Source organism: Paenibacillus sp. EC2-1, assembly GCF_049311625.1.
Taxonomy (GTDB): Bacteria; Bacillota; Bacilli; order Paenibacillales; family Paenibacillaceae; genus Paenibacillus_AQ.
This window is the reverse complement of sequence record NZ_CP186006.1, coordinates 306134-321331: the sequence shown is the minus strand read 5'-3', so window position 1 is coordinate 321331 and position 15198 is coordinate 306134. Positions and strand designations below refer to the sequence as shown.

The window sequence follows — 15198 nt, the reverse complement described above, 5'->3', positions numbered from 1 at the left end:
CTCAAGTTCTAATTAGTAAAAATGCAAAAATCCACAACCTCATTCGGTTGTGGATTTTGAATTGTATGTATGGAGGCGAGGGGAGTCGAACCCCTGTCCGAAGATAACGACAACACAAGCTTCTACGGGTGTAGTTACAGTTTTGATGTCACCCGAGTAGCGCCCCGTAACCGGCTCTACTTTGGGTCAGCCTGATTGTCTTCTTCAGCACACCCCAGGCGGAGATGTGACAGCGTATCCCACTAAAGTTGGGCCCTCATCCCGGTACATGGGCGATACAGAGCGAGAGCACGCTCACAGGTTATTAAGCTGCGAAAGCGTAGTTGTTTTGTTGTTTGCCGTTTAATAGGCTTTAGCGTTGATGAAGTGGACGCGTCCCCACTACCCGCTACTCATGCCCGAACTATCCCCGTCGAATCCAAAAACGCCCCCTTAATATGAGAAACAGTAACTACCTTATAAGGTGAACTGTCTACTCAAAAGGGCTTCCGGATTAGATCAAAGACGATCAGCCATAGCAGATCGATCTATTCCGCATTCTTTCCCTCCAAGAAAGAATGACGAAGCTTAAAGCTTGTTTTCAATGATCTTAGCGATCTCTTATATCACTTAGTATATCACATTCTGCTGTACAGTGATATATATTTAACAGGGAAAGCAGCTAATTGCTGCCATCCACTGTCTATATCATTACACGATATGTCCATGAATTAAACATCATGCCAAATTCATACTTCTCATATAAATCTCAGCTTATCTCGCAATCTTCTGCTTCTCACGCAGAGCACGCTGGATATCACGCTGAGCATCCCGCTTCGCAGCCGTATCACGCTTGTCGTACTGCTTCTTACCTTTACCAAGACCAAGCAACAGCTTCGCGTAACCGTTACGAATGTACACCTTAAGTGGTACAATTGAGTATCCATCCTGCTTGGATTGACCGAGCAGCTTGCGAATCTGTTCTTTATGCATCAAGAGCTTACGGGTCCGCGTCGGATCTGTGGGATTATTCCGGTTCCCTTGCTCAAAAGGACTGATGTGCATGTTATGGATATGAATCTCGCCATTTCGAATCGTAGCAAACGCATCCCCGATATTCGCACGGCCATTACGTATGGACTTTATCTCCGTGCCTGTCAGCACCATACCGGCTTCATACGTATCTTCGATGAAGTAATCATGGGAAGCTTTTTTGTTCTGGGCCAGAACCTTCCCGTCACTTTTCTTACCCATGGTCTCACTCCTTATCATCGTCATATCACTTCATTATTAATCAAAAGGACTTCCGGAAGACCGCCTCAAACAGCAATCATACCAGAAGTCCATTGTACCAACTGAATGGGTCAAAAGCAAGAAAGGACAGGCGGTTGCGCCGTTCTCACATGCAAGATGGACCGCGGGTTTAAGCAGATTCGATCAACTCGTAGCAGAATACGAAACCGCTCTTACCCGCTCCGTGTTCCCTATCTCTCTGACTTCAGGGTATTTGACACGCTATATCTCATTTGCAGCCGATATCCACCGACCACATCACTTCAGGGGTTATTCCCATCAGCATTTCTTACTTTTTCTTCTTCCGTACAAAAGCCGCTGTGCTGTTGCCGCCTTTTTTCTTCCGTTTGCGACCACCGTTACCACTGCTCTCATCGCCAGCGCTCTGACCAGGAGTAGGTCCGTCACCGATGAAGATCCCACTACCCGTTGTCTTCTTCCGGCGTCCCTTGCCGCTTCCGCCACTGCGGGAGTTACGGTCAAACCCAAGATTTCCACCGCTCTTCGAGCTATATCCACCTTTACCTGAGCCAAAAGCAAAGCTGCGCTTCTCTTCACCACCGGCCGATTCAGGTGCTCTTGCTTCACCTTTGTTGATCGCAATTCCTTGACTCGCTGAACCGGACTGGCCAGCAGCATCACCGCTGCGTTTACCACGCCCGCCACTTGTATGACCTGCGCTCTCATTACCACGCGCTGCTGGATCGCCAGTACCGCGCTTGCCCTTACTACGTCTTGCACCATAGCTGCCGTTCTCGCCGCCGCCAGTAGCTGGTGCATCGCCGCCACGTTTACCGCGTCCGCCGCCTTTAGGGCCGGCACCTTTACCATTGCCGCCTTCACGATTACCACCAAAACCACCGCCGAAACCGCGGCCTCCGGCGCCTGCTCCAGCTCCACCGCGGTTGCCACCACGACCTCCGCGTGGCTTCATATCCACCATCTCGAAGTCGATGGTATGCTCCGCCATGTTCACGTTCGCTACACGCACCTTCACCTCATCACCGATCCGGAACACCTTAGATGTCCGTTCACCAATCAGGGCCATGTGCTTCTCATCGAAGTGATAGTAATCATCAGTAAGGCCACCCATACGGATCAAGCCTTCAACCGTGTTCTCCAGCTCAATAAACATCCCGAAGCTGGTTACGCTGCTGATAATACCTTCGAATTCTTCGCCGACTTTATCCAGCATATACTCCGCTTTCTTAAGAGCTTCCGTATCACGCTCAGCATCAACTGCAACACGTTCCCGCTCGGACGATTGCTGTGCAACATCCGGCATTCTCTCTGCCAGATACGCCTGACGCTTCTCTGACAATATATTGTTGTTCTCAATAACTTCCCGAATAACCCGGTGTATAACAAGGTCCGGATACCGGCGGATCGGGGATGTAAAGTGAGAATAATACTCTGCTGCAAGTCCGAAGTGGCCCGTGCTTTCTGCATCGTATTTCGCCTGCTTCATCGAGCGAAGCATCATCGTGCTAAGTACGGTCTGCTCCTTCGTACCCTGGATGTCTTCAAGCAAGCTTTGAAGTGCACGCGGGTGAATCGAGTTGCCCCGTCCTTTGACGTGATGACCGAAATTCGCAGCAAATGCCATAAAGTTCTGCAGTTTCTCTTGATCCGGATCTTCGTGAATCCGGTAAATAAACGGCACTTTCAGCCAGTGGAAGTGCTCTGCCACGGTCTCATTCGCCGCAAGCATGAATTCCTCTATGATTTGCTCTGCAATAGAGCGTTCTCTTTTAACAATGTCTACAGCCTTACCGTTCTCATTCACAATGACCTTGGATTCCACGAAATCGAAATCCACCGCACCGCGCTGCATCCGGCGATTCCGAAGCTTGAGTGCCAGCTCACGCATCAATCTAAAATCCTCAACGAGATCACTGTAGCGCTCGATTAATTCTGGATCTTCGTCGATCAGAATTTTACGGACATTATTGTAGGTCATCCGTTCTTTCGTGCGAATCACGCTTGTGAACACATCATGCTTCACAACTTTCATCTGCTCATCGAACTCCATCTCACAGGACAATGTAAGACGGTCCACCTGAGGATTCAAGCTGCAAATCCCGTTCGAGAGCCGGTGTGGCAGCATCGGAATAACCCGGTCTACCAGGTACACACTACAACCCCTGTTATAGGCTTCAATATCCAGTGGCGAACCCTCGCGTACGTAGTAGCCTACATCTGCGATGTGTACACCAAGCTTATAGTGACCGTTAGACAGACGCTCTACATTAACCGCATCATCAAGATCCTTAGCATCTTCTCCATCAATTGTAACGATATTCAGTCCGCGTAGATCCCGGCGGCCTTGCTGTGCGATCTCTTCCTCCGTAATGGAGTCCGGTGCATGATCCGCCGCAGCCAGCACATCCTCTGGGAATCCTTCAGGCAGTTGATGCTTCCGAATAATGGACAGAATATCGATACCTGGATCATCTTTATGTCCAAGAATCTCAATAATCTCACCCTCGGCAGCGGCGCGTCCTTCTGGATAGCTCACCAGCTTCACAACAACCTTAACGCCGTCTACTGCACCATTTATCGCATGCTTGGGTACAAAAATATCGCGATTAATCCGCTTATCATCCGGTAGAACGAAGCCATACGCCTCATGATTCTGGAACACGCCAACCACTTGGGTAACCGCGCGTGTCACAATGCGAACCACCTCACCCTCCAGCTTGCCACCAGCGACGCTCTTCGAATGAACACGTGCCAGCACGATATCACCATTCATAGCGCTTTTCAGGTCATTCGCATGGATATATACATCAGGATGCTCGCGATCATCCGGAATGAGGAAGGCAAAGCCCTTCGCATGAACTTGAAGTCTTCCACGCAGAAAATCAAGGCGCTCCGGTACACCATAGCGCTGGTTACTAGTCAGCAGGATCTTTCCAGATTCCTCTAATTCGTTTAATAGCTTTAAAAATTCACGAAATTCTTGCGCATCATTAATTCCAAAATGCTTCTCTAATTCCTGATACGTCATCGGTTTATAATCGGTTTCCCGCATTAAATCCAATATGTTTTCTTCTGTTATCATCATTATCACCTCGAGGGAACGTGCAAACCTGTTCGTCTAAAATACAAATGTCGTCCAATGTTTACCTACTTATTACTCATACCCTAGTATACACGAAATTAATCCCGGGTATCCTTAGCATCATATCCTATGTATATGAGAAAAAAATAAAAAAACCTCCGCTCTTCCATAGATGAAAAAGCGAAGGTTATGTTTGTGAGTTATTTCAAAACGGCTACGACAATGGCTAGAATGAAAAATGCCGCTGCAACACCAACCGTTACACGCTGCAACACGAGCTCCATACCGCGGGCTTTCGTTTTACCGAAAAGATGTTCCGCACCGCCGGAGATGGCACCGGAAAGACCTGCACTTTTCCCTTTCTGCAGAAGAACAATTGCAATCAACGCGATCGAGAAAATAACAAGCAGCACCTCAAAAAACATTCCCATTACTTCCACCTCCTAAACGAGTAGACATCTAATATTTATTACAATAAGTATACTTACATCTTCACATATAAAAACAGCATTCTTATTGTAGCATAGCTACAAAGGATTGACAAGACAGACATGGTGATTTCAGGAAGTTCACTACTAGTATGTTCACTTCCCCTGACAACGCAAAAAAGTGGCCTCCCTCTTCATCAAACGAAGAACGGCAGACCACGGATGTTACCTGCTATAAACCTGCATACGAGGGTGCATAACCTGACACTATTTGACCCGAAAAGATCCCGTGCTGATCGCTACCAGCTCCCCATTCTCATGTGAAATCCGAGATTCCACCGTAACTGAGCGCCGTGTACGATGCACGATACTTGCCTTCACTGTCAGCTTCCCTTCTCTTGCCGGAGTTAGAAAGTGAACGTTCAAATTACTCGTTACCGTCTGATCTCCAGGGCGCTCTAACATGACTGCGATCCCCATCGCATTATCCATCAGTGAGGACAGGACACCGCCATGAACAATGCCCATCATATTCATATGATGCGGCTCTGCATCCAGTGTTACAACCACTTCCTCCTCACTTGCAGACTCCATCTGACACCCCAGGTATCCCCAGAAGGTTGGCTCTGCAGCCTTGCTCATCGCTTGTATATATGCCTCACGTTCCTCATCATTCGGTTTCGGATACATGCTTGGTCCGGTATCGGCATGATTCATAAGGACAGTACCTCCCTTCTTCGTATTTTCGTTAACTATTCATTGATTAACCAAAATACTTCTTATTCATGCGGACGAGCGGACGATTCGCCTCTGTCATGATGCGCTATGCTCCGTTATTTCCCCTCATCCTCCTCTTCAATTAACTTTCTCCGCAGAACCTTCCCAATCATCGTCTTAGGCAGTGAATCCCGGAATACATACTGGCGTGGTACCTTGTAGGCTGCTAGCTGGCTGCGGCAATATTTCTCTAGATCCTCAGGATCGGGCTTCGCGTCATCCTTCAGCACAATGAATGCTTTGACCGTCTCCCCGCGATATTCGTCCCGAGTGCCAATGACAACAGCCTCTTTCACAGACGGATGTTCATATAGTACCTCTTCGATTTCGCGCGGATATATATTGTAACCACTGGCAATGATCATATCCTTCTTCCGGTCGATAATACGAAAATACCCTTCCTCATCCATCGTCGCCATATCACCCGTGAATAGCCAGCCATTGCGGATTGTATCAAATGTATCTTCTGGGCGGTTCCAGTAACCTTTCATCACCTGTGGGCCCTTAACTACCAATTCTCCAGGCTCGCCGATCGGCACCTCTTCCCCCGTGTCTGGATTCACCACCATCGCCTCGGTATCCGGCATCGGGAGCCCGATCGTACCCAGCTTGCGTCTTTCCCAGATCGGATTCACATGTGTCACAGGAGATGCCTCTGTCAGGCCGTAGCCCTCGATCAGACGTCCTTTTGTTAACTCCTCAAATCTATCCTGCACCTCTGCTGGTAACCCTGACGAACCACTGATACATGCATTTATGGAAGATAGATCATATTCCAAAATACGTGGATGATTAATGAGTGCTATATACATTGTTGGGGCACCGGGGAATAGGGTCGGTTTTCTTTTTCGGATCAGCTCTAGAATCATCGTTACCTCGAACTTTGGCACAAGAAGCAGCTCTCCCGCCCTGTAAATCGCCTGATTCATCAGTACCGTGAGACCGAACACATGGAAGCAAGGCAGCGCCGCTAAATAGCGTTCCTTTCCCTCTTCTACCTTGTAACACCAATGGGCACTTTGGAGCGTGTTCGCAATGAGATTCGAATGGGTAAGCATCACCCCTTTGGGCACACCTGTCGTTCCCCCCGTATATTGAAGCAGAGCCAAATCCACATCACCGTTAATCTTCTCGCATACGGGAATGTCCGCTGCAGCAGCGAGAACTGCCTTGAACGAATGAACGGAATCACGATAAGTGACTACGGGAAGTGGGCCGTCTTTTTTGGCCTTGATCGGATACAATTTATTTTTGGGAAAAGGGAGATAATCTGCTATGGAGGTTACAATGATATGCTTAAGCTCCGTCTCTGGCATGACCTTTTCCACCCGGTTCACGAACAAATCCATGGTGATCATTATTTTGGCCCCAGAATCCCTCATCTGATGCTCAATCTCCCGCTCCACATAAAGCGGATTCGTCATTACAGCAACTGCTCCGGCTAGCAGCGTTCCATAATAGGAGATGACCACCTGTGGGCAGTTAGGCAGCATAATTGCTACCCGATCTCCCTTACTCACTCCTTTGCTTCGAAGTGCATGAGCCATCCGGTAGGACAACTCTAGTAATTTTTTGTAGCTTATACTTTTACCCATAAAATACAGTGCAGGCCGATCCGGATATTTCTGTGCAGATGTTACAAGAAATAACGCCAAATTCTGTTTCGGATATTCATAAGTAGGGGCTACTTCAGTTGGGTAAAACGGCAGCCAAGGCTTTGCATTCATACAAAACCAACCCTTTCCTGAGGGATGCTGTAAGCTTCCTTCACTCCTACTCCATGTGAAAATTTACACGGCCCTTTCTCATCTAAGAAGTGGGCTATCTCGTAATGAATCAGAAGCGGTATAGGGTAACGCCTATCTTACGTGCTCAGGCAATACATCCACCATCACACGGTATAACGCTGGTTCTGTACCACACGTGCCGCAATGCTGCGCTTAAGAGCTACCGTATTCGTAGGTGTACTGCGAGTAAGCTTCTTCAGTATCGAGAGCTGCATACGCAGCATATCTCCAGTATCCACCGAGGCAAGTGTTTCTTTAGCGATCGCTTCAATACGCTGGAAGGCCTCGTAGGCGCATACCTGCGTCATTTCAATCATGTTAGCCGCTTTCTCTTCCGATGTACGGTTTATCTGCTTCCGGGTGCGCAGTAGTGCGCTCTCTAGAGCATAGATATCAATCATCATATCCGCTAAATTCGCGAGCACCTCTTGTTCTTTTTCAAGCTTCGTACCGAACTTCTGTACGGCAAGACCACCAGCGAGGAGGAAAATTTTCTTACTCATATCGAGATAATGAGCTTCCTGCTCAAGTGTACCTTCGAACGTCTGACCCGGAATAAGTTGAAGCAGTTCGCCCTGAAGGCTTTGAGCCTTCTCTAAAAGCGCAATCTGGCCTTTCAACGCTTTTTTGACAAGCGTACCCGGAATGAGCAAGCGATTGATCTCATTTGTTCCTTCAAAAATCCGATTAATCCGAGAATCGCGGTAAATCCGCTCAACCTTATACTCTTGGATGTACCCGTAGCCTCCATGCATCTGAACCGCTTCGTCCGCGATGAAATCGAGCCCCTCCGAGGCATACACCTTATTAATGGAGCACTCAATCGCATACTCAGATACAGCAGCTGCCACCTGAGCGCCAGCATCATCACTGCTGTAGTCGATGTCCTGCATCGCTTCATCAAGGAGACCGGCTGTCCGGTATACCATGCTCTCCATCACAAAAGAGGTGATGTTCATCTCCGCAAGCTTCTTACGCATCAGCGGGAAACTCGAAATCGGTGTCTCAAACTGCTTACGTGTATTTGCATATTCCGAACTCAGCTCAATCGATTCCTTCGCTGCGCCAAGCGTTCCTGCCGCGAGCTTATACCGTCCAATGTTCAGAATGTTAAATGCGATTCGGTGACCCTTGCCGATCTCACCAAGCAGGTTCTCCTTCGGCACCAACACATCTTCGAAGAATAGTGGACGAGTAGACGAGCCCTTAATGCCCATCTTCTTCTCTTCCGGTCCGAGCGAGAAGCCCTCAAGGCCCTTCTCCACAATAAATGCGGTGAAATGCTCCCCGTCGATCTTCGCGTATACTATGAAAATATCTGCAAATCCGGCGTTCGTAATGTACAATTTGGACCCGTTCAAAATGTAGTGTTCGCCGTCATCCGACAAGCGCGCTGTTGTCTTCGCGCTCATTGCATCTGAGCCAGAAGTCGGCTCTGTAAGGCAATAGGCTGCGATTTTGGTTCCGGTAGCCAGATCAGGGAGATACTTATGTTTTTGCGCTGCTGTACCGAAAAGCACGATAGGCAAGGTGCCTATCCCAACATGGGCACCAAAGGATAGGGCGAAGGAAGATCCTTTCGCAAGCGATTCATTAATAATCGTGGAGCTTACCTTATCGAGTCCGACACCACCGTATTCCTCGGGAATATCGGCACCCAGGAGGCCAAGATCCCCAGCTTTACGAAGCAATTCTACGGTCAGGTTATAATCTAGCTTCTCGATATGTTCATCCTGCGGAATAATTTCTCCCTCAACAAAGTCACGAACGGTCTCACCAATCATACGATGCTCCTCAGTGAAATCCTCAGGTGTCAGGATCCGGTCTATATCCGGGTTCTCAATCACAAATCCGCCGCCTGCGATTTTGGGTTGCTTCGTTTGATTCTCACGCATGCTTGATTTCCCCTTTCACCGTTTATGAGCTAACCGTGTACCTCGAACACGCCTGCTGCACCCATCCCTCCTCCAATACACATACTCACAACACCAAAGCCGCCACCACGGCGTCTCAGTTCTGAGATCAGACTCGTTGTCAGTTTGGCTCCTGTACAGCCCAGCGGATGCCCCAGAGCAATGGCTCCTCCATTCACGTTGACCTTTCGCTCATCCAGATCCAGTGCACGAATAATGTGAAGGCATTGAGAAGAGAAGGCTTCATTAATCTCGAACAGATCTACCTGATCCAGCGTAATCCCGGCCATATTGAGCGCTTTGGGAATGGCCTCGACAGGGCCGACGCCCATAATCTCCGGATCAACGCCAGCAAGAGCAAAAGAACGGAACGTTGCCAGCGGCTTCAGACCGAGTGATTCTGCCTTCTCACGGCTCATGACTGTAACAGCCGCTGCACCGTCACTCGTCCGTGATGCATTCCCAGCTGTGACGGTTCCTCCAAGGGCGAATGCAGGCTTCAACCTGGATAAAGCCGCTGGCGAAGTGTCAGGTCGCACCCCCTCATCGGTATCGAAAATAAATGCTTTGCGCCGGATACTCCCCTGATCATCAGACGTTGTCAGCTTCACGCTTAGCGGAACAATCTCATCCCGAAATCTCCCCTCTTGAATCGCTACCGCTGCTTTCCGGTGACTGCTGACAGCAAACGCATCCTGATCCTCCCTACTGACGCCAAACCTGCGGGCCACCTCTTCTGCGGTATGACCCATGCCCATATAGACCTCTGGCATTTGCTCGACCAGCCCCGGATGGGGTGCGGGCTTAAAGCCCGTCATCGGTACATGACTCATACTCTCTACACCGCCGGCTACAATCACCTCAGCATGACCGAGCATAATTCGCTCCGCCGCAAAGGCAATGGCTTGAAGACCTGAGGAACAGAAGCGATTCACCGTCAGCGCAGGTACGGTCACGGGATAACCTGCGTATAAGGAGATGATCCGGGCTACGTTCAGCCCCTGCTCTCCTTCCGGCATCGCACAGCCGAGAATGACATCCTCCACGTCTTCTTTCTTAAGACCGGGTGCCCGTTCAATAACCGCTTCGAGTACCGCTTTGCCTAGATCCTCGGCGCGTGTCTCAGCAAGACTTCCTCTCTTCGCCCTGCCAACGGCTGTACGGGCAAGAGATACGATAACGGCTTCTCTCATGTCACTCACCTCATTCTTCCTAAAATGGGTCATCAGTTACGAAGCGGCTTACCTTTTGCGAGCATATGCTGCATGCGTTGCTGGGTCTTCACTTCCCCAAGCAGGCTGAGGAATGCCTCCCGTTCGAGATCGAGCATATACTGCTCCGATACCACGGTACCTGCAGGTACATCTCCCCCTGTCAAAATATGCGCCAGCTTCTTCGCAATCAGGAGATCATGATCACTAATGTATCCGCTCTGTCTCATGCCTAGCGCGCCCATATGCAGAACGGCACGGCCATCACGTCCGACAACGCGGACAAGACCTGGCTGCTGTGGTATATATCCAGCGCGATCCATTGAGAGAACCGTCTGCTTCGCTTCGAAAATGCGATAATCGGGGTTCATCACAACACTGTCTGTCTGCCGTCCATATCCCATTGAAATGGCATGATGTCCGCTTGTGGATGTCTTCGCCAAGGCAATGGTCTCGAAGATCCTATTAATAGCTGGCTGTAAATCAGCCTCAGGGTCCGACTGACTATCGCTGATACGAAGTGCCAGCTCCTTACAGCCCCCACCCGCAGGAATTAAACCTACACCGGTCTCTACGAGTCCAAAATACGTTTCAGCTGAGAACACCATTCGATCCGCAGGTAAACAAGCTTCTACACCGCCGCCCAGCACCATCCGGTGTGGAGCTGCCACCACAGGCTTCGCAAGCCCTTTCAGCTTCATCATGCTACCCTGGAACAAGCGGATAATATCATCTACTTCGTCCCAATCCCCGCTCTGGGCTTCCATCAGCATGAGCATCAGATTTGCACCCACACAGAAATTTCGTCCCTCATTAGCGATGACGAGTCCCCGGTAATTAGCAAGGACCTCCTCCACACTCTGCTGAATCATCACCAGAATGTCTGCCCCTATCGCATTGTTAGGCGAGGTGAACTCAAGACAGGCAACACCATCTCCAAGATCAATCAGATTCGCACCTGTATTCGAACGAATGATCTTGTTCTGACCTTTCAGCGTCTGCAAGGAGATGATCTCTGGCTTCTCCTCGATTCCGGTGTACTCACCCTTTAGATAATGAAATAACCTTCCATCCTTCTGTTGGTAGAAAGACTCGTTTCCAGCAGCAATCCAGTCCTTGACCCATGCTGGAACGGTCATTCCTTCTGCTTCCATACGCTGTACAGATGCCGGCAAGCCGATCAAATCCCATGTTTCAAAGGGTCCCAGCTCCCAGTTAAAGCCCCACTTCATCGCATTGTCGATATCTTCAATGGAATCCGCGATTTCACCGAGTTTCTCCGCAGCGTACACCAGCACTTGCTTCAGCACATTCCACGCCAGTTCCGAGTATCGGTCCTCTGTGCCGAGGAATGCCTTGATTTTGTTACGAGCGCCCTTGGAAGCTTTAGCTGCATCCAAGGAAGGAGAGCTTATCTTGGCGCTAGCTTTGTACTCCATTGAAGAGACATGGAGTGATAAAATTTTGCTGCCATGCTCACCCTTCACTTTTTTGTAGAAACCTTGACCGCCTTTCTCTCCGATCCACCCCCGGGATACTAGCTCTTTCATCACCTCTGGAACGGTAAATGCATCCTTCTCTGCCCCTTCTGGTACGCTATCATACACATTTCTCGCTACGTGTACGAAGGTATCTATGCCAACCAGATCGAGCGTTCGGAATGTCGCGCTCTTCGGGCGCCCGAGCACAGGACCCGTTGCAGCATCCACTTCCTCTACCGTATATCCGTTCTCGATCATTTCTTGAAGTGTGATGAGTAGACCATACGTACCGATCCGGTTGGAGATAAAATTCGGTGTATCTTTTGCCAGCACAACACCCTTGCCAAGCCGTTTCTCGCAGAACTCTGACATAAAGGCTGTAATCTCCGGATCAGTATCATGGCCCGGGATAATCTCTAACAGCTTCATATGACGTGGTGGGTTGAAAAAATGTGTACCCAGAAAATGACGACGAAATCCCTCACTGCAATCCTCTGCCATTTCATTAACGGAAATACCGGAAGTGTTTGTGCTGACAATTGCGCCTTCCTTACGCACGCTATCAATAAGGGAGAGAATGCTCTTCTTGATCTCCAGCCGCTCCGTAACCACCTCAATAATCCAGTCCACCTCTTTGAGCTGATTCAGATGATCCTCGGTGTTCCCCGGTGTAATCCGCTTGACGAAATCCGTTGTATACAGCGGTGCTGTACTGGCCTTTGTCAATCCCACCACGGCTGTAGCGGCGAGACGGTTACGCACCTTAGGATGCTCTAGGGTAAGCCCGGCTTTTTCTTCATCTGAGGTTAATGATCTCGGGACGATATCGAGTAAGAGACAAGGAATGCCTGCATTCGCAAGGTGGGCGGCAATCCCCGAACCCATGACACCCGAGCCGATAACGGCAGCCTTGGTAATGGTCCTATTCCTACTTAAGTCACCAGAACCAGTAATTCCTTTGTTCGTTAAAGGCTTACTCATTTCATTACAACCTCCCCTTCTTGGTTTGGTGATGGACCGAATACCGATAACTCCAGAATTTCCGCGATGTCCTTCGTCTTCACACTTCCCTCTACTTCCTTCTCCTTCGTTCCATCTTCCAGCATTGTCAGGCAGTAGGGACAAGCTGAACTGATCAGAGTCGGGGACACTGCCAAAGCCTGCTCGGTCCGGGCTAGATTCACCCTTTTTCCTTCGTCCTCCTCCATCCACATCCGCCCGCCGCCAGCACCGCAGCACATGCCGTTCTCACGACTGCGTTCCATCTCTTTCAGCTTGACGCCAGGTATGGCCCGCAGCACATCCCGCGGCTGGTCGTAGACGTTGTTATAACGTCCAAGATAACAAGAATCATGATACGTAATCGTCTCTGGAACCTCATAGGCTGGTGTGAGTCGCCCTTCTTTCACCAACTTATCTAACAACTCGGTGTGGTGGATGACTTCTGCGGTAAGGCCAAACTCCGAATATTCATTTTTTAGCGTATTGAAGGTGTGTGGACAGGCGGTGATAATTTGGCTGACGTTATACTTTTGGAATGTCGCAATATTCTCTGTGCACAGCTGCTGGAATAATAGTTCGTTCCCCATCCGGCGCGGTGTATCACCCGAATTCTTCTCTTCATTGCCGAGAATCGCAAAGCTCACGCCCGCTTCGTTCATTAGCCTTACGAATGCACGTGTGATCTTGCGACTACGGTTGTCATACGAGCCCATGGAACCGACAAAGAAGAGGTATTCAAAGTCTGGATTTTCCTTCACCGTCGGTATTTGTAGCCCCAGGGTTCCGCCTGGATCAATTTCCGTTACCCATTTACTCCGGTCACTGCGGCTGATGCCCCAAGGATTGCCTTGGCGCTCGATGTTCATCATTGCCCGCTGTCCTTCCTGTGGCACGCTGCCTTGCATCAGCACCAAATGACGTCTGAGATCGATAATTTTGTCCACATGCTCATTGGCTACAGGGCACTGATCCTCGCAATTACGACATGTCGTACATGCCCAAATCTCTTCCTCGGTCATGACCCCGCCGAGCAGCTCCACATCTTGAGGACTCACGCCTTCTACCTGATGCCAAGCACGCTTCTGAATAGCCATCGTTGAGCTGATGTCCGTTATGCCCTCACCCTTCCAATCGGCAAGAGATTCATCCGCTACCTCCATCCGGTGTATGCCCGAATTGCCAAACACTTTAGCAGGTACCCAAGGGGACCTCGAGGTAAGTACGGAGCCTTTTTCCGTCAGATGGTCCCGAAGCTTCACAATCATGTGCATCGGCGAGAGCAGCTTGCCGGTATTGGATGCAGGGCATACATTCGTACAACGTCCGCACTCCACGCAAGCATAGAGATCCAGTAGTTGCTTTTGGGTGAAATCCTCGATCTTACCAACGCCAAATTCCTCTGCTTCCTCATCCTCCAGATTAAGCTTGCTTAATCGGCCTGCTGGCTCTGTTCTTCGGACAAGGATGTTAATCGGTGCTGTAATGAGATGAAAGTGCTTCGACTGTGGAACATAAACGAGAAACGAAAGAAGAATGATGAGGTGAATCCACCAGAACAAGTAATAGCTAGTGGTTACCCAGATGTTCGGCATCCAAGTAAACAGGGCGGCAATGGACGTTGAGATGGGTGCCAAACTAGATGCAGGCAGTCCCTCCTTCAGTCTCTCAAAAGCCATTGTCAGCAGAACAGATGCCATAAGTGAGACAATGAAGAAGACCACGATACTTGGCTTCCACCCCCGCTTCAACCGCTTTAACTTCTCTCCATACCGTCTGTATGCTGCGTACCCTATTGCAAGAAGAATGAGCGTCACTGTTATTTCCTGCATCAGAATAAACATTTCGTGACCCGGAATCGGCAGATTGCGACCGGTTAGTCCCTTCCAGATAATATCGAGAGCTCCGAACTGTAAAATAATAAATCCGTAAAATACAACAAAGTGCATGATTCCACTCTTACGGTCCTTGAACAGCTTGCTCTGTCCGAACACCTGAATGATAAATTGGCGTAGTCGCTCCTTCATTTCTCGGTCTAGATCCACAGACTGTCCTACACGGATGTACAAATACCTTCGATACACAACCGTAGCGAACATGTAGACTGCCCAGCCGGTGATCAAGGCGAAGAGCAGCGCATTAATGATCTGCCAAATCATCCTTATCAACCCCTTACTCTTCATAATCTGTGTTCCAACCATCAAAGCTCGCCACAAAAATAGGACAACATATAAAGCGCTTTCAAGTACTGCATTGACAATGGTTA

At 49.4% G+C, this 15198-nt stretch carries 9 protein-coding genes and 1 other RNA gene; all 10 read right to left on the bottom strand.

The window, feature by feature from the left end:
* Positions 1 to 67: 67 nt before the first annotated feature.
* The 10 genes from ssrA to ACK8P5_RS01625 all read right to left on the bottom strand — a co-directional run bounded on the left by ssrA (position 68) and on the right by ACK8P5_RS01625 (position 15091).
* Positions 68 to 432: a transfer-messenger RNA gene (gene ssrA, locus ACK8P5_RS01670) on the bottom strand.
* 321 nt (positions 433 to 753) lie between these two features.
* A complete protein-coding gene (gene smpB, locus ACK8P5_RS01665) occupies positions 754 to 1233 on the bottom strand; it encodes an SsrA-binding protein SmpB (protein WP_422659273.1) in 480 nt (159 codons plus the stop codon).
* Positions 1234 to 1561: 328 nt separating this feature from the next.
* Positions 1562 to 4336, bottom strand: coding sequence for a ribonuclease R (rnr, locus tag ACK8P5_RS01660; RefSeq protein WP_422659272.1), 2775 nt, complete (start codon positions 4334 to 4336; stop codon positions 1562 to 1564).
* A gap of 200 nt (positions 4337 to 4536) precedes the next feature.
* Positions 4537 to 4767, bottom strand: a complete 231-nt coding sequence (secG, locus tag ACK8P5_RS01655; RefSeq protein WP_422659271.1) for a preprotein translocase subunit SecG — start codon at positions 4765 to 4767, stop codon at positions 4537 to 4539.
* Positions 4768 to 5031: 264 nt separating this feature from the next.
* Positions 5032 to 5481: a PaaI family thioesterase gene (locus tag ACK8P5_RS01650; RefSeq protein WP_422659270.1), complete on the bottom strand. Its 450-nt coding sequence runs from the start codon at positions 5479 to 5481 to the stop codon at positions 5032 to 5034.
* 116 nt (positions 5482 to 5597) lie between these two features.
* Positions 5598 to 7268 (bottom strand): long-chain-fatty-acid--CoA ligase, encoded by a 1671-nt coding sequence (locus ACK8P5_RS01645; protein WP_422659269.1) that lies wholly within the window; start codon positions 7266 to 7268, stop codon positions 5598 to 5600.
* Positions 7269 to 7432: 164 nt separating this feature from the next.
* Entirely contained in the window at positions 7433 to 9223 is a 1791-nt protein-coding gene (locus ACK8P5_RS01640; protein WP_422659268.1) for an acyl-CoA dehydrogenase family protein, read from the bottom strand.
* 29 nt (positions 9224 to 9252) lie between these two features.
* Entirely contained in the window at positions 9253 to 10434 is a 1182-nt protein-coding gene (locus tag ACK8P5_RS01635; RefSeq protein ID WP_422661338.1) for an acetyl-CoA C-acyltransferase, read from the bottom strand.
* 32 nt (positions 10435 to 10466) lie between these two features.
* A complete protein-coding gene (locus ACK8P5_RS01630; protein ID WP_422659267.1) occupies positions 10467 to 12914 on the bottom strand; it encodes a 3-hydroxyacyl-CoA dehydrogenase NAD-binding domain-containing protein in 2448 nt (815 codons plus the stop codon).
* Positions 12911 to 15091 (bottom strand): (Fe-S)-binding protein, encoded by a 2181-nt coding sequence (locus tag ACK8P5_RS01625; protein ID WP_422659266.1) that lies wholly within the window; start codon positions 15089 to 15091, stop codon positions 12911 to 12913. The genes ACK8P5_RS01630 and ACK8P5_RS01625 overlap by 4 nt, the downstream gene beginning before the upstream one ends.
* Positions 15092 to 15198: the final 107 nt, after the last annotated feature.

Excerpts from the sequence above, each read along its gene's own strand:
- smpB (WP_422659273.1), bottom strand. The coding sequence starts at position 1,233 with ATGGGTAAGAAAAGTGACGGGAAGGTTCTGGCCCAGAACAAAAAAGCT.
- rnr (WP_422659272.1), bottom strand. The coding sequence starts at position 4,336 with ATGATAACAGAAGAAAACATATTGGATTTAATGCGGGAAACCGATTAT.
- secG (WP_422659271.1), bottom strand. The coding sequence starts at position 4,767 with ATGGGAATGTTTTTTGAGGTGCTGCTTGTTATTTTCTCGATCGCGTTG.
- ACK8P5_RS01650 (WP_422659270.1), bottom strand. The coding sequence starts at position 5,481 with ATGAATCATGCCGATACCGGACCAAGCATGTATCCGAAACCGAATGAT.
- ACK8P5_RS01645 (WP_422659269.1), bottom strand. The coding sequence starts at position 7,268 with ATGAATGCAAAGCCTTGGCTGCCGTTTTACCCAACTGAAGTAGCCCCT.
- ACK8P5_RS01640 (WP_422659268.1), bottom strand. The coding sequence starts at position 9,223 with ATGCGTGAGAATCAAACGAAGCAACCCAAAATCGCAGGCGGCGGATTT.
- ACK8P5_RS01635 (WP_422661338.1), bottom strand. The coding sequence starts at position 10,434 with ATGAGAGAAGCCGTTATCGTATCTCTTGCCCGTACAGCCGTTGGCAGG.
- ACK8P5_RS01630 (WP_422659267.1), bottom strand. The coding sequence starts at position 12,914 with ATGAGTAAGCCTTTAACGAACAAAGGAATTACTGGTTCTGGTGACTTA.
- ACK8P5_RS01625 (WP_422659266.1), bottom strand. The coding sequence starts at position 15,091 with ATGATTTGGCAGATCATTAATGCGCTGCTCTTCGCCTTGATCACCGGC.